At 72.8% G+C, this 21215-nt stretch carries 21 protein-coding genes; 10 read left to right on the top strand and 11 right to left on the bottom strand.

The window, feature by feature from the left end; all coding sequences use genetic code 11:
* Positions 1 to 10: 10 nt before the first annotated feature.
* Positions 11 to 784, bottom strand: coding sequence for an IclR family transcriptional regulator (locus ACIP4Y_RS06270; protein ID WP_358644217.1), 774 nt, complete (start codon positions 782 to 784; stop codon positions 11 to 13).
* A 107-nt stretch (positions 785 to 891) separates the two neighbouring features.
* Here ACIP4Y_RS06270 and ACIP4Y_RS06275 point away from each other — a divergent pair, with 107 nt between their 5' ends.
* The 5 genes from ACIP4Y_RS06275 to ACIP4Y_RS06295 all read left to right on the top strand — a co-directional run bounded on the left by ACIP4Y_RS06275 (position 892) and on the right by ACIP4Y_RS06295 (position 5943).
* A complete protein-coding gene (locus ACIP4Y_RS06275) occupies positions 892 to 2421 on the top strand; it encodes an aldehyde dehydrogenase (NADP(+)) (protein WP_358644219.1) in 1530 nt (509 codons plus the stop codon).
* Entirely contained in the window at positions 2418 to 3029 is a 612-nt protein-coding gene (locus tag ACIP4Y_RS06280; protein ID WP_401388360.1) for a DUF1349 domain-containing protein, read from the top strand. Before ACIP4Y_RS06275 ends, ACIP4Y_RS06280 begins: the two co-directional genes overlap by 4 nt.
* A gap of 455 nt (positions 3030 to 3484) precedes the next feature.
* Positions 3485 to 3991 carry a GNAT family N-acetyltransferase gene (locus ACIP4Y_RS06285; protein WP_401388363.1) on the top strand — a complete coding sequence of 169 codons (507 nt, stop codon included), beginning with the start codon at positions 3485 to 3487 and terminating at the stop codon, positions 3989 to 3991.
* 75 nt (positions 3992 to 4066) lie between these two features.
* Positions 4067 to 4786: a DsbA family oxidoreductase gene (locus tag ACIP4Y_RS06290; protein ID WP_358644224.1), complete on the top strand. Its 720-nt coding sequence runs from the start codon at positions 4067 to 4069 to the stop codon at positions 4784 to 4786.
* A 95-nt stretch (positions 4787 to 4881) separates the two neighbouring features.
* Positions 4882 to 5943: an aminotransferase class V-fold PLP-dependent enzyme gene (locus ACIP4Y_RS06295; RefSeq protein WP_401388366.1), complete on the top strand. Its 1062-nt coding sequence runs from the start codon at positions 4882 to 4884 to the stop codon at positions 5941 to 5943.
* Between the two features lie 65 nt (positions 5944 to 6008).
* Here ACIP4Y_RS06295 and thpD read toward each other — a convergent pair whose 3' ends face one another.
* From thpD to ACIP4Y_RS06320, 5 genes are all read right to left on the bottom strand, one after another.
* Positions 6009 to 6902: an ectoine hydroxylase gene (gene thpD, locus ACIP4Y_RS06300; RefSeq protein ID WP_358644228.1), complete on the bottom strand. Its 894-nt coding sequence runs from the start codon at positions 6900 to 6902 to the stop codon at positions 6009 to 6011.
* 6 nt (positions 6903 to 6908) lie between these two features.
* The gene (locus tag ACIP4Y_RS06305) at positions 6909 to 7313 is read right to left on the bottom strand and encodes an ectoine synthase (RefSeq protein ID WP_401388369.1); all 405 of its coding nucleotides are present in this window, start codon (positions 7311 to 7313) and stop codon (positions 6909 to 6911) included.
* A gap of 23 nt (positions 7314 to 7336) precedes the next feature.
* Positions 7337 to 8608 (bottom strand): diaminobutyrate--2-oxoglutarate transaminase, encoded by a 1272-nt coding sequence (ectB, locus tag ACIP4Y_RS06310; RefSeq protein ID WP_401388373.1) that lies wholly within the window; start codon positions 8606 to 8608, stop codon positions 7337 to 7339.
* Between the two features lie 13 nt (positions 8609 to 8621).
* Positions 8622 to 9140 carry a diaminobutyrate acetyltransferase gene (ectA, locus tag ACIP4Y_RS06315; protein ID WP_401388376.1) on the bottom strand — a complete coding sequence of 173 codons (519 nt, stop codon included), beginning with the start codon at positions 9138 to 9140 and terminating at the stop codon, positions 8622 to 8624.
* 330 nt (positions 9141 to 9470) lie between these two features.
* A complete protein-coding gene (locus ACIP4Y_RS06320; RefSeq protein ID WP_401388379.1) occupies positions 9471 to 10571 on the bottom strand; it encodes a pyridoxal-phosphate-dependent aminotransferase family protein in 1101 nt (366 codons plus the stop codon).
* A gap of 138 nt (positions 10572 to 10709) precedes the next feature.
* Between ACIP4Y_RS06320 and ACIP4Y_RS06325 the strand changes: the two genes are divergently transcribed.
* The 5 genes from ACIP4Y_RS06325 (at position 10710) to ACIP4Y_RS06345 (ending at position 15341) form a co-directional block, all read left to right on the top strand.
* A complete protein-coding gene (locus ACIP4Y_RS06325; RefSeq protein ID WP_358644238.1) occupies positions 10710 to 11558 on the top strand; it encodes a transporter substrate-binding domain-containing protein in 849 nt (282 codons plus the stop codon).
* Positions 11555 to 12388, top strand: a complete 834-nt coding sequence (locus ACIP4Y_RS06330) for an amino acid ABC transporter permease (RefSeq protein WP_358644240.1) — start codon at positions 11555 to 11557, stop codon at positions 12386 to 12388. Before ACIP4Y_RS06325 ends, ACIP4Y_RS06330 begins: the two co-directional genes overlap by 4 nt.
* Positions 12385 to 13179: an amino acid ABC transporter ATP-binding protein gene (locus ACIP4Y_RS06335; protein ID WP_401388383.1), complete on the top strand. Its 795-nt coding sequence runs from the start codon at positions 12385 to 12387 to the stop codon at positions 13177 to 13179. The genes ACIP4Y_RS06330 and ACIP4Y_RS06335 overlap by 4 nt, the downstream gene beginning before the upstream one ends.
* An 18-nt stretch (positions 13180 to 13197) precedes the next feature.
* Positions 13198 to 14289: an amidohydrolase family protein gene (locus tag ACIP4Y_RS06340; RefSeq protein ID WP_401388386.1), complete on the top strand. Its 1092-nt coding sequence runs from the start codon at positions 13198 to 13200 to the stop codon at positions 14287 to 14289.
* 143 nt (positions 14290 to 14432) lie between these two features.
* Entirely contained in the window at positions 14433 to 15341 is a 909-nt protein-coding gene (locus ACIP4Y_RS06345; RefSeq protein WP_401388389.1) for an SCO1860 family LAETG-anchored protein, read from the top strand.
* Positions 15342 to 15375: 34 nt separating this feature from the next.
* On the opposite strand, the gene cobC is transcribed toward ACIP4Y_RS06345, so the two are convergent.
* The 5 genes from cobC to cobM form a co-directional block, all read right to left on the bottom strand.
* Positions 15376 to 16470: an Rv2231c family pyridoxal phosphate-dependent protein CobC gene (gene cobC / locus ACIP4Y_RS06350; protein ID WP_401388392.1), complete on the bottom strand. Its 1095-nt coding sequence runs from the start codon at positions 16468 to 16470 to the stop codon at positions 15376 to 15378.
* Positions 16460 to 17371, bottom strand: a complete 912-nt coding sequence (locus tag ACIP4Y_RS06355) for a sirohydrochlorin chelatase (protein WP_401388395.1) — start codon at positions 17369 to 17371, stop codon at positions 16460 to 16462. Before ACIP4Y_RS06355 ends, cobC begins: the two co-directional genes overlap by 11 nt.
* A 61-nt stretch (positions 17372 to 17432) precedes the next feature.
* Positions 17433 to 19136 (bottom strand): precorrin-3B C(17)-methyltransferase, encoded by a 1704-nt coding sequence (gene cobJ, locus ACIP4Y_RS06360; RefSeq protein WP_401388398.1) that lies wholly within the window; start codon positions 19134 to 19136, stop codon positions 17433 to 17435.
* Positions 19133 to 20368, bottom strand: a complete 1236-nt coding sequence (gene cbiE / locus ACIP4Y_RS06365) for a precorrin-6y C5,15-methyltransferase (decarboxylating) subunit CbiE (protein WP_401388401.1) — start codon at positions 20366 to 20368, stop codon at positions 19133 to 19135. The genes cobJ and cbiE overlap by 4 nt, the downstream gene beginning before the upstream one ends.
* The gene (cobM, locus tag ACIP4Y_RS06370) at positions 20365 to 21183 is read right to left on the bottom strand and encodes a precorrin-4 C(11)-methyltransferase (protein ID WP_358644256.1); all 819 of its coding nucleotides are present in this window, start codon (positions 21181 to 21183) and stop codon (positions 20365 to 20367) included. Before cobM ends, cbiE begins: the two co-directional genes overlap by 4 nt.
* Between the last annotated feature and the right edge of the window lie 32 nt (positions 21184 to 21215).

The following is a 21215-nucleotide window of genomic DNA, read 5'->3' on the forward strand; positions in this document are numbered from 1 at the left end:
GCCCCGGGGCTCAGAGCCTGCGGGTCGCCAGCGTCAGCCGGTCGCGCGCGTCGAACAGCGCGTCCTTGATCATCTGCTCGTGGGCGGGGGTGAGCCGGGCCACCGGCACCGAGCAGCTGATGGCGTCGCGCGCGGGCGTGCGGTACGGGATCGCCACGCCGAAGCAGCGCAGGCCCAGGGTGTTCTCCTCGCGGTCGACCGCGAAGCCCTGCTCCCGGATCTGGTGCAGCTCCTCGATGAGCCGCTCCCGGTCGGTGACGGTGTTCTCGGTGAGCGCGGGCAGCGTCTCCGGGAGGAGTTTGCGGACCTGCTCGTCGGTGTAGGTGGCGAGGATCGCCTTGCCGAGCGAGGTCGAGTGGGCCGGGAGCCGGCGGCCGACGCGGGTGAAGGGGCGCAGGTAGTGCTGGGACTGGCGGGTGGCGAGGTAGACCACGTTGGTCCCGTCGAGCCGGGCCAGGTGGATGGTCTCCGTGGTGTCGTCGGAGAGCCGGTCCAGGGTCGGGCGGGCGGCGGCCACCACCTCGTCGCCGTCGATGTACGACGTACCGACCAGCAGCGCCCGCACCCCGATGCCGTACCGCGTGCCCGTCGCGTCCGTCTCCACCCAGCCCAGCTCCACGAGGGTGCGCAGCAGCATGTAGAGGCTGGACTTGGGGTATCCCACGGCCTCCTGGACGGCCGCGAGGGAGTGCATACCGGGCTTGCCCGCGAAGAACTCGAGCAGTTCCACGGTCCGTACCGCGGACTTGACCTGCGCCCCGCCGCCTGTGTCGGCTGCCGTCATCGCCCTTGACCCCTTCGTTCGACGAGGACTGAGTTATATAGTCTCCGAGCAGCATATTCACGATCAGAGACGGTGTTCAGTATATCGAACGCCGGGAGGGACCCGCGGTGGCAGCAGCACCAGTCTGGAGTGTCGACCCGCGCACCGGGAAGCAGCGTGAACAGGTTGCGGTGGAGGCCACAGCCCAGGAGGTGGACGCGGCGGTCCGGGCGGCCCACGCCGCGCGCGGTGCCCTGGCCGACCGCACGGTCCGCGCCGCCTTCCTGCGCTCGGCCGCCGCGGGCCTGGACGCGGCCCGGGACGGTCTGGTCGAGACCGCCGACGCCGAGACCGCGCTCGGTCCGGCCCGGCTGACCGGCGAACTCGCCCGGACCACGTACCAGTTGCGGGCCTTCGCCGACATCGTCGACGAGGGCGCCTTCCTCGACGTCATCATCAACCACCCCGACGACACGGCCACCCCGCCCATCCCGGACCTGCGTCGTTACAAGGTGCCGCTCGGCGTCGTCGCCGTCTACTCCGCCTCCAACTTCCCCTTCGCCTTCTCCGTCGCCGGCGGTGACACCGCGAGCGCGCTGGCCGCGGGCTGCCCGGTCGTGGTCAAGTCCCACCCCGACCACCCGGGCCTGTCCGAGCTGGTCGCCAAGGTGCTGCGCCGGGCCGCCGCCGAACACGGCATCCCCGAGGGCGTGGTCGGCCTCGTGCACGGCTTCGAGGCGGGCGTCGAACTGATCAAGCACCCGCTGGTCGCCGCGGCCGGCTTCACCGGCTCGGTGCGGGGCGGCCGGGCCCTCTTCGACGCCGCCGCCGCGCGTCCGGTGCCGATCCCGTTCCACGGCGAGCTGGGTTCGCTGAACCCGGTCCTGGTCACCGAGGCCGCCGCGGCCGAGCGGGCCGAGGAGATCGGCGGCGGGCTCGCCGGGTCGATGACCCTCGGTGTGGGCCAGTTCTGCGTCAAGCCCGGCCTGGTGCTGGTGCCGTCCGGCGCGGCGGGCGACCGGCTGGTGAAGTCCCTGACCGACGCCGTCAGCGACACCGACGCCGGGGTGCTGCTCGACCACCGCATGCGGGACAACTTCATCGCCGGCGTGGCCGAGCGGGCGCAGCTCCCGGACGTGGACGCGCCGGTCACCCCGGGCGCGGGCGGCGAGCACTCGGTCAGCGCGGGGTTCCTCACGGTGCCGGCGGAGAAGCTGTGCGAGGAGGGGGCGTACGACCTGCTGCTCGAGGAGTGCTTCGGGCCGGTCACCGTGGTGGCCCGCTATGCGTCCGAGGCCGAGGCGACGACGGTGCTGTCGCGCCTGCCGGGCAACCTCACGGCGACCGTTCAGGTGTCCTCCGAGGAGGCCGCGGGGCAAGGGCGGGGGCCGGAGCTGCTCGCCGAGTTGACGCCGTTGGCCGGGCGGGTGCTGGTCAACGGCTGGCCGACGGGTGTCGCCGTGGCGCCGGCCCAGCATCACGGGGGGCCGTACCCCGCGACCACCTCGACGTCCACTTCGGTGGGTGGTACGGCTGTCGAGCGGTGGCTTCGGCCCGTCGCGTACCAGAATGCGCCCGAGGCCCTGCTGCCGGCCGAGCTGAAGGACGACAACCCCCTGGGGCTTCCGCGGCGGTTCAACGGGGTCCTGGAGCGGTGACGGAGTGGGAGCTTCCTGAACTGCCCTTCCCGCTCAGGGCCTACGGTCCGGACGGCGGCTGGTCCTATACGGACGGTGTGCTGACGGGGTCGGCCGGGGCTCGGCAGGACCGGTTCGTGCCGCCCACCGGGGAAGGTCTCGAACCCACGTCGGACGCGCCCCGGTTGCTCGGGGCGCCCGAGGGGGACTTCCAGTTCGTCGCGCGGGTCACCGTGCAGTTCCGTGCCGCCTTCGACGCCGGGGTGCTGTACGTCCATGCCGGCGAGCGGGCCTGGGCGAAGCTGTGTCTGGAGTACTCCCCGGACGTGCCGACCGTCTGCACGGTGGTCACCCGGGGGCACTCCGACGACGCCAACTCCTTCACGGTGGACGGGGATGCGGTGTGGCTGCGGGTCAGCCGGACCGGGCGGGCCTTCGCCTTCCACGCCTCCCTGGACGGGGAGCGCTGGACCTTCGTCCGGCTCTTCACCCTCGGTGAGGAGAAGGAGACCGGCGCGGTTCTCGTCGGGTTCATGGCCCAGTCGCCGGTGGGGGAGGGGTGCGCGGTGACGTACGACCGCATCGCCTTCCGGGCCGGCGCACCGGCCGGCCTGCGAGACGGCAGCTGAGGAGCGGGGCCGGGGCGAACTGGCCGAACTCGCCCCGCGTTCCCGCCGTTCAGCGGCACTCCGGGGCCCCGCGGTCCCCGGCCCTCCCGGGCCGCCGTGCCGGCCCGCTCGGCCGGCACCGCGTCCGGCGGCACGGCCGGGCGCCTTCGGCTTCACGAGGTCGGCCGCCGGCCCGGCGGGCGTACCGGCGTCGTCGCACTGCGGGCCCGGCGGGCGCGGAGGGAGCCGGTGGTGCCGGGACCGCGGGCGGCGGCCGTCCGGTCCACGGGCGGTCGGGCGGTCTCCGGCAGTTCCCCGGCGCGCTGGATGCGCCCGCCCGGCCCGTCACACCGGCCGGCCTGATCCCGAGCGCCTGCCGGGACCGCGGGCGGCGGCACCGGCCGCACCCCGAGCGCCTGCCGGGCGCAGTCCAGCCGCCCGGGAACCGGGCAGCGGGCGGTCGCGTCCTCCGCTGCATGATCAACGACCGTGTCAGGGGCGCCCGCGTGATCCGTACCGCCCTGCCCGCCGAGGCCGAGCAGATCGCCGCACTGCACCGCAGGGCCCGCTCGACGTACTACCCCGACGGCCTGCCGGACGACGGCATCGACTGGGCCGCCGCCTGGCGCGGCGCCGTGGAGCGCCCCGACGGGCAGGTGCTCTGCGTCGTGGAGGAGGGCGCGATCACCGGCATCGCCTCCTTCCGGCCCCCGGAGGACGGCCCCGCCGACACGGTCAAGCTGTACCAGTTCCACGTCGACCCCGACCGCTGGCGCCGCGGCATCGGCAGGGCCCTGCACGCGGCCTGCGTCGAGCAGTGGCGCGCCGAGGGCAGGAGCCGGGCCGTCCTCGACGTCCACGTGGACAACCGGCGCGCCCAGGCCTTCTACGCCCGCCAGGGCTGGCTCCCGGACCCCGCGAACCCGCCCGCCGACGACGACCACCACCTCTTCCTGCACTTCGCCGTGCCGCCCCGGGAATGAAACGGCCTGCTTGAACGTTCACGTACCGGCCGGGGAGAGCCCCCGCACCCGTACGACCCGGAGAGAGCCGAAGACATGCGCGTCGAGATCTGGAGCGACATCGCCTGCCCCTGGTGCTACGTGGGCAAGGCCCGCTTCGAGAGGGCGCTGGCTGCCTTCCCGCACCGCGAGCAGGTCGAGGTGGTGCACCGCTCCTTCGAGCTGGACCCGGACCGCGCCAAGGGCGACGTCCAGCCGGTCATCACCATGCTGACCAGGAAGTACGGCATGAGCGAGGCGCAGGCCCAGGCCGGCGAGGACAACCTGGGCGCCCAGGCCGCCGCCGAGGGCCTGGACTACCGCACCCGGGGCCGCGACCACGGCAACACCTTCGACATGCACCGCCTGCTGCACTTCGCCAAGGAGCACGGCCGGCAGGACCAGCTGATCCAGCTCCTCTACCGGGCGAACTTCGCCGAGGAGCGGTCCCTCTTCACCGAGGGCGACACACGCCTGGTGGAGCTGGCCGCCGAGGCCGGCCTGGACGCCGAGGCCGCCCGCGCGGTGCTCGCCGACCCGGACGCGTACGCCGACGAGGTCCGCGCCGACGAGCGCGAGGCCGCCCGGCTCGGCGCCACCGGTGTGCCGTTCTTCGTCCTCGACCGCACGTACGGCGTCTCCGGCGCCCAGCCCGCCGAGGTCTTCACCCAGGCGCTGACCCAGGCCTGGGGCGAGCGCTCCCCGCTGAAGCCGGTCGACCAGGGTGACGCCGCAGCCTGCGGGCCGGACGGGTGCGCGGTGCCGCAGCACGGCTGAAAGCGCAGGTCGGGGCGGTCGTATAAGAGCCGCTAAGAGGAACCACGTAAAAGTTCGCAATGGACGGGTAGTTCCCTGGGCCGCAGAGTGGACCCATGGAGACCACGGAGACGTTCGAGAGCCTCGTCCGCGCCGAGTTCAGTCCGAAGAGCAGCTACCTCAACACCGCGAGCAACGGCCTGCTGCCCGCCCGCGCCGTCGCCGCCCTCCAGGAGGCGGCGCTGCTGCGGGCCGAAGGCCGCCCGTTGACCTCGCTGTACGAGGACGTGGAGGCGAGCCGGGCCGCGTTCGCCCGGCTCGCCGGCGTCCCGGCCACCCGGGTCGCGGCGGGCGCCTCGGTCGCCGCGCACACCGGCGTGATCGCCGCCTCGCTGCCCGCGGGCGCCGAAGTGCTCACCGCCGAGGACGACTTCACCTCCGTGCTCAACCCCTTCCACGTCCGCGGCGACCTCAAGGTCCGCGCGGTCCCGCTGGAGCGGATCGCGGAGTCCGTCCGCCCGGGCACCGCGCTGGTCGCGGTCAGCGCCGCCCAGTCCGCCGACGGGCGGATCGCCGACCTGCCCGCCCTGCGCGAGGCCGCCCGCGCCCACGGCGCCCGCACGTACGTCGACTTCTCCCAGGCCGCCGGCTGGCTGCCGATGGACGCGGACGCCTACGACTTCACCGCCGCCGTCACCTTCAAGTGGCTGCTCGGCCCGCACGGCGCGGCTTTCCTCACCGTTCCCGAGGACTTCGGCGGCCTGACCCCGCTGCTCGCGGGCTGGGTCGCGGCGGAGAAGCCGTGGGACAGCTGCTACGGCCCGGTCACCGAACTCGCCCACTCCGCCCGGCGGTTCGACCTCACCCACGCCCTGTTCACCTACGCGGGGCTGCGGCGCTCACTGGAACTGATCGAGGAACTCGGCGTGGACGCCGTGCACGCCCACGACGTCGCCCTCGCCGAGAGGTTCCGGGCGGGGCTCGCCGACCTCGGCCACGAGCCGGTGGCCGCCCCCGGCTCGGCGATCGTCTCCGTCCCCGGACTCGGCTTCCGCCAGCCGGAGCTGAGCGAGGCGGGCATCGAGGTCTCCGACCGCGCCGGCAACCTGCGCGCGGCCTTCCACCTCTACACCACGGCCGCGGACGTGGACCGGTTGCTGGACGCGCTGTCCGGCTGACATGACCGGGCCGGGGCCTCCCGTCCCACACGAGGAGGCCCCGGCCCGGTGTTTCGGGGGGGCGGCTAGCGCACCGGGGTGAAGTCCCTGGCCCCGATGAACTCCGGCCGGCGCACCGGCGCCGCGAACGGCTCCACCGCCGTGTTCTCCACGCTGTTGAACACGATGAAGACGTTGCTGCGCGGGAACGGCGTGATGTTGTCGCCGGAGCCGTGCATGCAGTTGCAGTCGAACCAGGTCGCCGAGCCGGCCTTGCCGGTGAACAGCCGGATGCCGTACTCGCTCGCCAGCGCGGTCAGCGCCTCGTCCGACGGCGTGCCCGCGTCCTGCATCTGCAGGGACTTCTTGTAGTTGTCCTTCGGCGTGGCGCCGGCGCAGCCCAGGAACGTCTTGTGCGAACCCGGCATGATCATCAGGCCGCCGTTGGTGTCGTAGTTCTCGGTCAGCGCGATCGAGACGGAGACCGTGCGCATGTTGGGCAGGCCGTCCTCGGCGTGCCAGGTCTCGAAGTCCGAGTGCCAGTAGAAGCCGCTCGCGCCGAAGCCCGGCTTGACGTTGATCCGGGACTGGTGGACGTACACGTCCGAACCGAGGATCTGCCGGGCCCGTCCGACCACGCGCGGATCGCGGACCAGCTTCGCGAACACCTCGCTGATCCGGTGCACCTCGAAGACCGAGCGGATCTCCTGGGACTTCGGCTCGACGATGGAGCGCTCGTCGGCGCGGATCGCCGGGTCGGCGACCAGCCGGTCCAGCTCACGCCGGTACACCTCGACCTCGTCCGGGGTGATCAGCTGGTCGACGGCGAGGAAGCCGTCCCGCTCGTACGCCTGGAGGTCGGTGGCCGGGATCGGGCCGGGGGTGTCCGGGGAGCCCCAGACGACCGGATCCTGGCGGGGGACGGTCACCTCGCCGGTGCCGCGGGTGGGGTACAGATCGGTGACGATGGCAGTGGTCATCGTGTGTCACACCTCCTCGGGCTCGGTGAGCAGCGGGTAGACGCCGTTCTCGTCGTGGTCCTCCCGGCCGGTGACCGGCGGGTTGAACACGCACAGGCAGTGGAAGTCCTCCTTGACGCGCAGCGTGTGCCGCTCGTGCCCGTCGAGGAGGTACATGGTGCCGGGGGTGATGGTGTACGTCTTCCCGGCCTCGAGGTCGGTGAGTTCGGCCTCGCCCCGGGTGCAGACGACGGCCTCGATGTGGTTGGCGTACCACATCGACGTCTCGGTCCCGGCGTAGAGAATCGTTTCGTGCAGGGAGAAACCGACCCGCTCCTTGGCGAGGACGATCCGCTTGCTCTCCCAGGTGCCGGACTTCGCTCTGACGTGCCGGTCGGTGCCTTCGATGTCCTTGAAGGATCGGACGATCATGGGGGTGCGTTTCCTCCTTGCTGTCAGGCGGTTTCCCGGACGGCGCGGGCGAGGACGCTCAGGCCTTCGTCCAGCTCGTCGGGGGTGATGGTGAGGGCGGGCAGCAGCTTGACGACCTCGCCCTCGGGGCCGGACGTCTCGATGAGCAGCCCCAGGTCGAAGGCGCGGCGCGCGACCCGCGAGGCCCGCTCCTTGTCGAGGAACTCCAGGCCCCACACGAGTCCGCGCCCGCGGTACTCCTTCACATCGGCGAGGTTCTCCTCGGTGATCGAGATGAGGGCCTGCTCGACCTGCTCGCCGCGGGCGCGGGTCTGCTTCTCCATGGCGGAGCCGTCGGCCCAGTAGGTCTCCAGGGCGGCGGTGGCGGTGACGAAGGCAGGGTTGTTGCCGCGGAAGGTGCCGTTGTGCTCGCCCGGCTCCCACACGTCCAGCTCGGGCTTGAACAGGCACAGCGACATCGGCAGCCCGTAACCGCTGATCGACTTCGACACGGTGACGATGTCCGGGGTGATCCCGGCCTCCTCGAAGGAGAAGAAGGCGCCGGTACGGCCGCAGCCCATCTGGATGTCGTCGACGATCAGCAGCATGTCCTGCCGCTCGCACAGCTCCTTCAGCGCGCGCAGCCACTCCAGGCGGGCGACGTTGATGCCGCCCTCGCCCTGCACCGTCTCCACGATCACCGCGGCCGGCCTGTTCAGCCCGGACCCCTGGTCCTCCAGCAGCCGCTCGAACCACAGGAAGTCCGGGACCGTGCCGTCGAAGTAGTTGTCGAACGGCATGGGCGTGCCGTGCACCAGCGGGATGCCGGCACCGGCCCGCTTGAAGGCGTTGCCGGTCACGGCCAGCGACCCGAGCGACATGCCGTGGAAGGCGTTGGTGAACGACACGATCGCCTCGCGCCCCTTCACCTTCCGCGCCAGCTTCAGCGCCGACTCCACGGCGTTGGTGCCCGTCGGGCCCGGGAACATGACCTTGTACGGCAGGTCACGCGGGCGCAGGACCAGGTCCTGGAAGGCCCGCAGGAACGACCGCTTCGCCGTGGTCGACATGTCCAGACCGTGCGTGACGCCGTCACGCTCCAGATAGTCGATCAACGCCCGTTTGAGCACGGGGTTGTTGTGACCGTAGTTGAGCGATCCGGCACCGGCGAAGAAGTCGAGGTACGCATGACCGTCCTCGTCGTACATCCGGCTGCCCTGCGCACGGTCGAAGACGGTGGGCCAGCCGCGGCAGTAGCTGCGCACCTCGGACTCCAGGGTCTCGAAGACGCTGAGGTCGGGCTGGGTGATGGTCACGGTGAATCGCTCCTCAGTGGGCGGTGAAGTCGGTCAGCGGGCCGATGCGGTAGAGGACTTCGGGGTCGTGCGGGCCGTCCGGGAACAGGCCGGCGGGGAACAGCACCTCGCGGGTGACCCCGGCGCCGTGCCGCTCGGCGAACGAGGTGAACAGCCGCTCGGAACCGGTGTTGCCGGGTGTGATGGTGGTCTCCAGCTCGGTGATGCCGCGCTCGGCGGTGAGCCGGGCGGTCAGCCCGTCCAGCAATCGGGCGGCGATGCCGAGGCCCCGGTGCCCGGGGTCGACGGCCACCTGCCAGACGAGCAGGGTGCGGGGGCGGTCCGGCCGCAGGTATCCGGTGACGAAGCCGACCGGCTCCCCGTCCACGCCGCGCGCCACCGCCGAGGTGCCGGCGAAGTCCCGGCACCACAGCAGATAGCTGTAGGAGGAGTTCAGATCCAGGGTTTTCGAGTCCTTGGCGAGACGCCAGAGCGCGGCTCCGTCGGTCGTCGCCGGCTGTTCTATGAGCAGGTCTGCTGGTGCGGCAGTCATGCGGCACGAATTTAGCGAGGCGAATTCGAAAATGCACGGGAGTGGTTGCCGGGGTCGCGCGCCGCTTCGGCGATATGTCCGGAATGCCCCCGGGAAAATCGGTACAAAGCCCCCTTGCTGTGGACTCTGTCACAGGCCGGAAACCGTCGGAAATCGGTCGGCAAACTCTCCTGTTTAGCTCTGCAAAAAGCGGGCAGAAGAAGACGGGAAGCTATCGTCCGCAGAATTGGCGGAGATTGTGAAAGTAATTGGAATTCAAGATGCGAAAACGGCCCGCGTGGTGTGCGCGAGCCGTTTTCGGTGCGTTCCGGGGTGATTACCGGTTGCTGATCACCGCCATGCGTTCTCCACGGCCCGCCGGGCGGCGGCCGGGTCCACCGGCAGACCCTGCTCGGTGAGCGCCGCGCCCAGTGCCGCCAGGGAGTCCCGGACCGCGGCCTGCGTCGCGTCGGGACCGTAGTGGTTGACGCGGATCATCTCCTTCGCCAGGGCGCCGCCCCCCGCCGCCAGCGGCAGCGCCGGGTCGGCCGCCAGGGCGCGGGCCACCAGGTCCGAGGCCACCACCCCGGACGGCACCCGCAGGGTCGTGGCGACCGGCGCCGCGTCCCGCTCCTCGTACACGTACGGTTCCAGGCCCCCGCCCAGCGCCACCGCACCCGCCCGCGCGGCCAGCGCGGCGCGCCGGTGCCGGGCCATCACCGTCTCCAGGCCGGCCGACTCGATCCGCTCCAGACACGCCTGGAGCGCCAGCATCTCCAGCTGGGCCGGAGCGTGCGGCAGCGCCTTGCGGCCCGCGTCGATCCAGCGCTCCTTCCAGTCCAGCAGGGAGAGGTAGGAGCGGCGCGGGGCGTTCGGGTTGGCGGCCATCCGGGCCCACGCCCGCTCGCTCACCGAGATCGCCGACACCCCCGCCGGCCCGCCCATGGCCTTCTGCGCCCCGATCACGCACAGGTCCACGCCCCACGCGTCCGGCAGCACCGGCTCCGCGCCCACGGAGGCCACCGCGTCCAGGTAGAAGAGGGCACCCTGCGCCCGTACCACCTCGCCGATCTCCGCGACCGGGTTGGTGTTGCCGGTCGCCGCCTCCGCGTGCACCAGCGACACGAAGTCGATCTCCGGGTGCTCGGCGAACGCCTCCCGGATCTGCTCGGCGCTCACCGCCGTGTGGAAGGGGACGGAGAGGTCGTACACCGTGGCGCCGGCGTCGCGCAGCCAGGTGCCGAAGGTCTGGCCGTACGGGCCCGTGATCACGTTCAGGGCCACCGTGCCCGGACCGGCCGCCGCGCGGATCGCGCCCTCCAGCGGCAGCAGCGCCTCGCCCTGCGTGATCAGGACGTCCTGCCGGGTGTCCAGCAGCCGGGCCACCCCGTCCTCGATGGCGGCGAAACGCCCGGCGGTGAGCGGGGGCAGGTCGAGGAAGGGGTGGGTCACGGCGGTGCTCTCTTCGCTCTCGGGAGGTCGACTCCACCGATCTTAGGTCGAAAGCCCTCGTAGCCATCGGTTTGATTTGAGAGACTCAAACCCTTCCTTATAATCAGAAGCCACAGTTCCCCCACAGGAGATCTCCCCATGAAAACGCTCGCAGGGCGCCGGACCCGCCTTCTGGCCGCCACCACCGCGACCGCCGCACTCGCGCTCGTCGCGGCCGGCTGCTCCTCCAGCGACTCGGGGAGCGGCAAGACCACCGTCAAGGGCGTCCACCTCGCCAAGGCCGGCCAGCTGACCACCTGCACCCACCTGCCCTACCCGCCGTTCCAGTCCGAGGTGAACGGCAAGGTGCAGGGCTTCGACGTCTCCCTCATCGACCTGGTCGCCAAGGATCTCGGCGTCAAGCAGCAGATCCTCGACACGCCCTTCGAGAACTTCAAGACCGGCGCCTTCCTGAACTCCGGCGAGTGCGACCTGGCCGCCGCCGGCATGACCATCACCGCCGAGCGCAAGAAGAACGTCGACTTCTCCGACCCGTACTTCGAGGCCACCCAGGCCGTCCTCGTCGACAAGAGCAGCGGCATCAACTCGCTCGCCGACGTCAAGGCCAAGGGCAAGAAGCTCGGCGCCCAGGCGCAGACCACCGGCGAGGACTACGTCAAGGGCAAGGGCTACGACCCGATCTCCTTCGAGTCCTCCGACGCGGTCCTCAACGGTCTGCGCACCGGCCAGGTCCAGGCCGTCGTCATCGACTACCCGGTCGTCCAGGGCTGGCTGAAGGACAAGGCCAACGCGGACAAGTTCAAGGTCGTCGACAACCTCAAGACCGGTGAGCAGTACGGCTTCACCGTCAAGAAGGGCAACAAGGCGCTGCTCGACGCCGTCAACAAGGCCCTCAAGGACGCCAAGGCCGACGGCACGTACAAGAAGATCTACGAGAAGTGGATCGGCCCGTACAACCCGTCCGTGGCCTCCCCCGCCGCCTCATGACCGACACGGACGTACGACTGCAACCGAAGAAAAAGGGACTGACCCGGCGCCAGAAGCGCAGCATCTCGCGGGGCGTGCAGTACGCCGTCTTCGCCGCCGCCGTGATCGCCTTCGCGGTCACGGCGGACTGGGGCCGGCTGCAGAACCAGTTCGCCCAGGCGGACATCGCCCGCCAGATGTTCCCGGACGTCATCACGCTGGCGCTGAAGAACACCGTGCTCTACACGCTGTCCGGCTTCGTCGTCGGCCTGGTCCTCGGCATGGTCATCGCGCTGATGCGGCTGTCCTCCGTGGGCCCGTACCGGTGGCTGGCGGGCGTCTACATCGAGATCTTCCGCGGTCTGCCCGCCCTGCTGATCTTCATCTTCGTCGGCGTGGCCGTCCCGCTCGCCTTCCCGGGCACGCAGATCCCGGGCGGCACCTACGGAAAGGTCGCCATCGCGCTCGGCCTGGTCTCGGCCGCCTACATGGCCGAGACCATCCGGGCCGGCATCCAGGCGGTGCCCAAGGGGCAGATGGAGGCGGCCCGTTCGCTCGGCTTCTCGCCCGCCAGGGCCATGGTCTCCATCATCATCCCGCAGGCCTTCCGGATCATCCTGCCGCCGCTCACCAACGAACTCGTCCTGCTCTTCAAGGACTCCTCGCTGGTGCTGTTCCTCGGCGTCACCCTGGAGGAGCGGGAACTGTCCAAGTTCGGCCGCGACCTCGCCAGTACGACCGCCAACTCCACGCCGATCCTGGTTGCGGGCCTGTGCTACCTGCTGGTCACCATCCCGCTCAGCTTCGTCGTCCGCCGTATGGAAACCAAGGCCCAGGAGGCGATCCGGTGAGCCGCCCGGAGATCGAGGTCCGCGGACTGCACAAGTCCTTCGGCGACAACGAGGTGCTGCGCGGCATCGACCTGGAGATCGGCCAGGGCGAGGTCGTCTGCGTCATCGGCCCCTCCGGCTCCGGCAAGTCGACGCTGCTGCGCTGCGTGAACCTGCTGGAGGAGCCCACCAAGGGCCAGGTCTTCGTCGGCGGCACCGAGGTGACCGACCCCGACGTCGACATCGACGCCGTACGCCGCCGCATCGGCATGGTCTTCCAGCAGTTCAACCTCTTCCCGCACCTGAACGTCACCGAGAACCTCACGCTGCCCCAGCGCCGGGTCCTCGGGCGGGACAAGGCGACGGCCGCGCGCGTCGCCGCCGAGAACCTCGCCCGCGTCGGCCTCTCGGAGAAGGCGGACGCCTACCCGTCCTCCCTCTCCGGCGGCCAGCAGCAGCGCGTCGCCATCGCCCGCGCGCTCGCCATGGGCCCCGAGGTGATGCTCTTCGACGAGCCGACCTCCGCGCTCGACCCGGAGCTGGTCGGCGACGTCCTCGCCGTCATGCGCCGGCTCGCGCAGGAGGGCATGACGATGATGGTCGTCACCCACGAGATGACCTTCGCCCGCGAGGTCGCCGACCGGGTCGTCTTCATGGACGGCGGCGTGATCGTCGAGGACGGCAGCCCGGACCGGGTGATCGGCGACCCGCAGCACGAGCGCACCCGGCACTTCTTGTCCCGCCTGCTCGACCCGGCGATGGCCGAGGTGGAGGAGGAGACCTCCGACCAGGTGGGGAAGTCCGAGCCGTAGGTCGTTAAGGTGCGGTGCATGAGCGATGGCGCGGTGCTGCACCTGAGGGGCAGGGTCCTGGCGGGGCCCGAGGACGTCCGGGACGAGCTGTGGGTGGTCGGCGGGCGGATCTCCTACGACCGTCCCGCCGGCGCCCGCGACATCACCACGGTCGAGGGCTGGGTGCTGCCCGGCCTGGTCGACGCGCACTGCCACGTGGGCCTGGGCGCCGAGGGCCCGGTCGACGCGGACACCGCCGAGAAGCAGGCGCTCACCGACCGGGGAACGGGCACCCTGCTGATCCGGGACGCGGGCTCGCCCTCCGACACCCGCTGGATCGACGACCGGGACGACCTGCCGAAGATCATCCGGGCGGGCCGGCACATCGCCCGCACCCGCCGCTACATCCGCAACTACGCCTGGGAGATCGAGCCGGACGACCTCGTCGCCTACGTCCACCAGGAGGCCCGGCGCGGCGACGGCTGGGTCAAGCTGGTCGGCGACTGGATCGACCGAGACCTCGGCGACCTCGCCCCCTGCTGGCCGCGCGAGGCGGTGGAGGCGGCGATCGCCGAGGCCCACCGGCTCGGCGCCCGCGTCACCGCCCACTGCTTCGCCGAGAACTCCCTGCGCGACCTGGTCGAGGCGGGCATCGACTGCATCGAGCACGCGACCGGCCTCACCGAGGACCTGATCCCGCTGTTCGCCGAGCGGGGCGTCGCGATCGTCCCCACCCTCGTCAACATCGCCACCTTCCCGCGGCTCGCCGACGGCGGCGACAAGAGGTTCCCGCGTTGGTCCGCGCACATGCGCCGGCTGCACGAGCGGCGCTACGACACCGTCCGCGCCGCCTACGACGCCGGCATCCCGGTCTTCGCCGGCACGGACGCCGGCGGCTCACTGGCCCACGGCCTGGTCGCCGAGGAGGTGGCCGAACTGGTCACCGCCGGCATCCCGCCGGTCGACGCCCTCGCCGCCACCAGCTGGGCCGCCCGCAGCTGGCTCGGCCGGCCCGGCCTGGAGGAGGGCGCCCCGGCCGACCTCGTGGTGTACGAGGCCGATCCCCGGGCCGACGTACGGGTGCTGGCGGCGCCGCGACGGGTGGTGCTGAACGGGCGTGTCGTCGAGTAGACGTGCCCGTGATGCCGCTTCCTCGAATGATCGTGCGGGGAAACCACGTTTGGGTGAAGTAGCCCTGGAACGCTGACCGTTCACCCACACCGGGGACAAGGTTGACGGGTCCCAAGCATGTTCCGTCTGGGGGTCCCACCGCCTTGAACAGCAACTACTTCCGCGTGCCCGCACGCCGTCTCGCCGCGCTCGCGACGGTCACCGCCCTCACCGCGGCGCCCGCGGTCCTGGGCGCGGGCGCCGCGCACGCGACCGGCGACCACGGTCGCGCCTCCGCCACCGTCCTGCGCACCGGGCTCGACGTGTCCCTGCTCGACAAGACCGTGAACGTCCCGCTCGCGGTCTCCCTCAACGCGGTCCAGGCACCGCGGAGCGCCGACCGGACCGCGCTGTCCGCCCGGCTCGACGGCGTGAACGGCGGCAAACCGTTCACCGTCCTCGACGCGGACGTCGCCGAGGCCCGGGCCACGGTGAACAAGCAGCGGGCCGAGGGCTCGGTCCGGGTCGCCCACGCCCGGCTGCACCTGCCCGGCCTGCCCCTGCTGTCCCTGATCGAGGCCGAGACGGTCACCGCCGAGGCGACCTGCGCGGTCGGCAAGGCCCCCACCGCCGCCGCGAACGTCCTCGGGGCCGTCACCGTCCTCGGCAAGCGCGTCACCCTCACCGCCGGCGGCCCGGTCGAGGTGAAGGTGCCCGGTGTCGGCGAGGTCCGCCTCGACCTCTCCCAGCGGCGCACCACGACCCGGACGGCCGCGGCGACCGCCCTCGAACTGAAGGTCTCCGTCAATCCCTTGAAGCTCAACGTGGCCGACGTCGAGGGCACGGTCACCCTGGCCAAGGCCACCTGCGAGTCCCCGATGGCCGCGCCCACCGGCACGCCGGTGCCGAGCCACGACCCGGCCGCCGGCCCCCGTCCCCAGGGCGGCGCCGCCGAGCCCGGCCTCGCCGAGACCGGTGGCGACTCGGCGACCCCGTACCTCGCGGGCGGCGCGCTGGCCCTGCTGCTGGTGGGCGGCGGAGCGGTGACGGTGGCCCGCCGCAGGAGGAACTGACGCCTCGCGCTCCCCGCCCCCAGGACCTCGTCTCTCAGCCGGGCGGGGCAGGTGGGTGGGCGGGCGGGATCAGTGTGGTCGACAGGGCTTTCAGGAAGGCGTTCGTTGTCGCGCGGTCCCGTACAGCCACGCGTATCCAGTCCGCGTCGAGCCCGGGAAACGTGTCACCCCGCCGCACCGCGTAACCCAGCTCCCGCAACCGTCGCCGTACGTCTGCCGCGTCCGGCATGCGGACCAGTACGAACGGGCCCTCCGCTGGCTCCACCACCCGCACTCCGCGAGAAGCGAACGCGGCCAGTCCGGCCACCAGATGGGCCCGGTCCCCGGCGATGCGGTGCGCCGCGTGCCCCGCCTCGGCCAGCGCGCGCGGCGCCACGCAGGCCCGTGCAGCGGCCAGCGCCGGCGTGGACACCGGCCACAGCGGCTGGGCCCGCTCCAGCTCGACGATGATCTCGGGCGCGGCCAGCACGTACCCGATGCGCAGCCCGGCCAGCCCCCAGGTCTTGGTGAGGCTGCGCAGCACGACGAGCCCCGGCACCCCGGTCCGCCCGGCCAGCGCCTCCCGCTCACCCGGCACCGCGTCCATGAACGCCTCGTCCACCACCAGCGTCCGCCCGGGCCGGGCGAGCCGGACGATCGTCTCCGCCGGGTGCAGCACGGACGTCGGATTGGTGGGATTGCCGATGACCACCAGGTCGGCGTCCTCCGGCACCGCCACCGGGTCCAGCCGGAACCCGTCCTCCTCCCGCAGCAGCACCCGGTCCACGCTGTGCCCGGCGTCCCGCAGCGCGGCCTCCGGCTCCGTGAACTGCGGATGCACCACGACCGGCCGGCGCACCTTCAGCGCGCGGGCGAGCAGCACGAACGCCTCCGCCGCCCCCGCCGTCAGCAGCACCCGCTCCACCGGCAGCCCGTGCCGCGCCGCCACCGCCGCTCGTGCGGCCCGCCCGTCCGGGTAGGCCGCGAGGGACGACAGCGAGCCGGCGATCTCCTCCCGCAGCCACGCCGGGGGCGTGTCCGCACGGACGTTGACGGCGAGGTCGACCAACGCGGCCCCGTCGTCCCGCACTTCGGCGTCCCCGTGGTGCCGCAGATCGTGCCCGGACCCGCCGGTCGCTTCAGTGCGCATGGCTGTGCGAGTGCCCCCCGTGATGGTGGTGCCCGTGGTGGTGGTCGTCGTCGTCCGGGTGGAAGTGCGGCTGCTGCGGCAGCCCCACCTTGTCCTCGAAGCCCGGCAGCGCGATCCGGTACACGCACGAGTCGCAGTTCATGCGCAGATCGCCCTTGACGGCCTCCTCGTACCGCTCCATCACCAGGTCCAGCAGCTCCGGCTCGGGCCCGATGACGTCGGCCGACCGCACGTCGGTCTCCGGGTGGGCGGCGGCCCAGCCCTCGGTCTGCTGCCGCACCCGGTCCGGCAGGATGCCGGTGAACAGGAAGTACGGCAGCACGACGACCCGCTTCGCGCCCAGCGCCACGCACCGGTCCAGGCCGCTCGGCACGTCAGGCGCCGCCAGCGACACGAACGCCGTCTCCACCCCGGCGTAGCCACGCCCCTCCCACAGCAGCCGGGCCGCCTTGAACACCTCGGCGTTGGCGTCGGGGTCGGTCGAGCCGCGCCCGACCAGCAGCACGGTCGCCTCCGAGCGGTCCGTGCCGCCGAGCGCCTCGTCCAGCCGCCGCTCCAGCACGCTCAGCAGCGCCGGGTGCGGGCCCAGCGGGCGGCCGTAGGTGTACGAGATGCCCGGGTGGCGCTCCTGCTCCCGGGCCAGCGCGGCCGGGATGTCACCCTTGGCGTGCCCGGCGGACACCAGCATCAGCGGCACGGCGGCGAACCGGCGTACGCCCTGCTCGACCAGCTCGGTGACGGCCTCGCCCAGCGGCGGCGGGGACAGTTCGATGAAGCCGCCGGCGACGGGCAGCCCGGGGTGGCGGCGCCCCAGCTCCCGGACGAAGTCGCGGAACGCCTCGGCTCCGGCGTCGTCACGGGTGCCGTGTCCGGCGATGAGCAGGGCGGGCGGGGTGGTCACGAGATCTCCTCAGACGAAACGGACGGGTACGGCAGGGACAGCGGGGCGGGGAGGGCCAGGGTCACCGGCTCTCCTCCCGGGTGCTCTCCTGCCAGCGGTAGCCGCGCGGGGTCACCATGCGCCCCGCCACGGTCCGGGTCGCGGTGTTGCCCACGGTGACGACCGTCATCATGTCGACGGTCGCCGGGTCGAGTCCGGCGAGCGTGGTGACCCGGCTGGACTCGTCCGGCCGGGAGGCGTTGCGGACGACGCCGACGGGCGTGGCCGGTGCCCGGTGCTCGCCGAGGATCGCGAGGGCCTTGGGAAGCTGCCAGTCGCGGCCCCGGGAGCGCGGGTTGTAGAAGGTGACGACGAGGTCCGCCTCGGCCGCCGCGCGCACCCGGCGCTCGATGACCTCCCACGGCGTGTGCAGGTCGGACAGGCTGATGGACACGTGGTCGTGGCCCAGCGGCGCGCCGAGGATCGCCCCGGCGGCCAGCGCGGCCGTCACCCCGGGCACCCCGACCACGTCGATGTCGTCGGACGCCTCGGCGAGCGCCGGGGAGGCCATGGCGTACACGCCCGCGTCCCCGCTGCCGATCAGTGCCACCGCCTGCCCCGTGCGGGCCTCCGCGACCGCCGTACGGGCCCGCTCCTCCTCCGCGCCGAGCCCCGACTCCAGCACCCGGGTGCCGGGCCGCAGCAGGTCGCGGATCTGGTCCACGTACTGGTCGAGCCCGACCAGCACCGAGGCCCGCCGCAGCTCGGCCGCCGCCCGCGGGGTGAGCAGGTCCCGGGCGCCCGGCCCGAGCCCGACCACCGCGAGCCGCCCGCGCGCCGGCCGCCGTACCACGGCACAGGTCGCCATCGCCGGCTGCCCGTCGGCACGCTCGGACTTCCGCTTGGGCACGAGGAGTTCACCGCCGCGCACCAGGGCGGCGGCCTCGGCGACCGACGGGGTGCCGACGGCCGCGAGCGGCGCCGCCGACGGATTCGGCACCGCCACGCCCGCCAGCTCCTCGGCCGAGTACGTCACCAGGGGCACCCCGAGCCGCTCGGCGGCGGCCACGACTCCGGGCTCCTCCGCCTTGGCGTCCACGGTGGCCAGCTCGCCGACCGACCGCGGCGACAGCCCCGCCTCCCACAGCGCCTCCTCGACCAGGGCGAGGATCTCCTCGGCCGGCGCGCCCTTCGACGCGCCGACCCCGACCACCAGCGACGGCGGCCTGAGCAGCACCTCCCGCTCGCCGGCGGGCACGGCCCGGTCGGTGAGCCGGATCGTGTACGACCCCTGCGGCGCGACCGGCAGCGGCGGCAGCGGCCACGCCACCTCCGCCTCCAGCGCGACCGGTTCGCCGTCCAGCAGCGCCCGGGAGACCGCGGCGACCGCACCCTCGTACGGCAGCCCGAGCGTGTCCAGACCCGGCATCCCGGCGGAGTCCGTCGCGGTCGTCACCACCGGCTCGGCGCCCAGCAACTCCCCGACCTCGCGGGCGAGCTCGTTGGCGCCGCCGCCGTGCCCGCCGACCAGCGAGACCGCGAACCTGCCGCCCTCGTCCACGCAGACCACGCCCGGGTCGGCCGCCTTGTCACCGAGCAGCGGCGCGAGCAGCCGTACCACCGCGCCCGTCGCCAGGAAGCACACCAGCTGCTCGCACTCGGCGAACGCGGCCCGTACGGCCTCCCCGACGGGACCCTCGTACACGCGCGTCCGGTCCGGCCAGGCCGCGGCCAGCCGGTCCCGCGCCGCCGCTCCCGCCGCCGTGGCGGAAATGAGGCCGATCACTGGGCAACTCCTTCACTAGACGCCGGGGTGCGCACGCCCCACAGCAGGAACACAGGATTGGTGGCCGCCAGCCGGGTCACGTCCCCCGGCAGCGGCGCCAGCCGCGAGGACTGCAACAGCACCCCGTCACAGGTGAACCCGGCACCCGTCAGCGCCTCGCGCGCCGCCGGTACCCGGTCGAGTGCGGCCATGGCGACGACCACGGTCCGCCGGGCCCGCCCCGCGCACGCGGTCACCACGGCGGGCAGCTCCCGGCCCCCGCCGCCGACGAACACCGCGTCGGGATCACCGGCCAGCCCCGCCAGGGCCTCCGGCGCCGAGCCGTGCACCACCTCCACGGCGACGCCGTGGGCGTCCGCGTTGGCACGGATGCGCGCCACCCCGTCCGGGGTCTTCTCGACGGCGACGACGGCGGCACCGAGCCGCGCGCACTCCACCGCGACCGAGCCCGACCCGGCGCCCACGTCCCACACCAGGTCGCCCAGGCGCGGCCCCAGCCGGGCCAGGGCCAGCGCCCGCACCTCGAACTTGGTGATCATCGAGTCCCGGTGCGCGAACTCGTCCTCCTCCAGGGCCCACCGGTCCGGCGTCCCGGGCACCCCGGCCACCGTCCGCACCGCACCGAGCGCCCGTGCCCCGTCCAGGCACAGCACCACGCTCACCGCCGTACCCCAGTCCCGGGCCGCCGCCTCGGCGGCCGTCACCCGCTCCACGCGCTCCCGCTCCGGATCGCCGAGCGCGCTCGCCACGACCAGGGTCCGGTCGCCGGGGAGCGCGGCCCCCAGCTCGGCGGGACCCGCGCCCGGCCCGGTCAGCACGGCCACCTTCGGCCGCGCCCGGCACACGTTCACCGCCGTCCGCAGGTCCCGGCCGTGCGCGCTGACGACGACCGCGTCGTCCCAGGGCAGCCCGATCCGGGCGAAGGCGGTGGCCACGGAGGACACCCCCGGCCGCACGTCCAGCAGCCCGGACCCGAACCGCTCGGCCAGGGCCCGCACGATCCCGAAGAACCCAGGGTCCCCGGACGCCAGCACGACCACCGGCAGTTCCTTGCCGGCGTACCCGGCGATGGTCTCCAGCGCGGGCGCCAGCGGGCCGAGCACCACCCGCTCCGCCCCGTCCGGCAGCCGGGCCGCGTCCAGGTGCCGGCGGCCGCCGACGACCAGTGCGGCACCCGCGAGGACGTCCTCGGGAACGGGCGCCCCCGTCCCCGTACCGACGACCGTGATCAACTCTTCGCCCTCTGCTCGCGCAGCGCCCGCCGCGCCTCCGGGTCGGCCTTCCGGTAGCCGTGGAAGTGACCCGGGTGGTACAGGTGCGACCGCGTCCCGCGGGCATCCAGCGCCGGGCCGACCAGGAACAGCGTGTGCTTCCAGAGCTTGTGCTCCTTGACCGTCTCCTCCAGCGTGCCGATCGTGCACTTCGCGACCAGCTCCTCCGGCCAGGTCGCCTGGTAGGCGACGACCACCGGGGTGTCCGTCGGATAGCCGCCCTCCAGCAGCTCGCGCACCAGCTGCCCGCTGCGCGCCGCCGACAGGAAGACCGCCATCGTGGTGCCGTGCCGGGCGAACTCGCGCACCTCCTCGCCGGGCGGCATCGGCGTCTTGCCGCCGCCCAGCCGGGTCAGCACCACGGACTGCGCGACCTCCGGGATCGTCAGCTCGCGCTGCGCGAGCGCGGCCACCGCAGAGAAGGACGACACACCCGGGACGACCTCGGTCGCGATGCCGATCTCGTGGCAGCGGTCCAGCTGCTCCTGCGTGCCGCCCCACAGGGCCGGGTCGCCGGAGTGGATCCGGGCGACCTGCAGCCCCTCCTCGAACGCACGTCGGTACACGGCGACGACGTCCTCCAGGGACATGGTCGCCGAGTCCAGGATCTCGGCGTCCTCGCGAGCGTGGTCGAGGACCTCCGCCTGGACCAGGCTCGCGGCCCAGATCACCACGTCGGCCTCGGCGATGGCCCGTGCGGCGCGGAACGTCAGCAGATCGGCGGCGCCGGGGCCGGCACCGACGAAGGTCACCTTGCCGGTGGGGGCTTCGGCCATGGGAATCGGTCCTCTCCTACGAGTACTGCGGT

Source organism: Streptomyces sp. NPDC088810 (assembly GCF_044750305.1).
Taxonomy (GTDB): domain Bacteria; phylum Actinomycetota; class Actinomycetes; order Streptomycetales; family Streptomycetaceae; genus Streptomyces.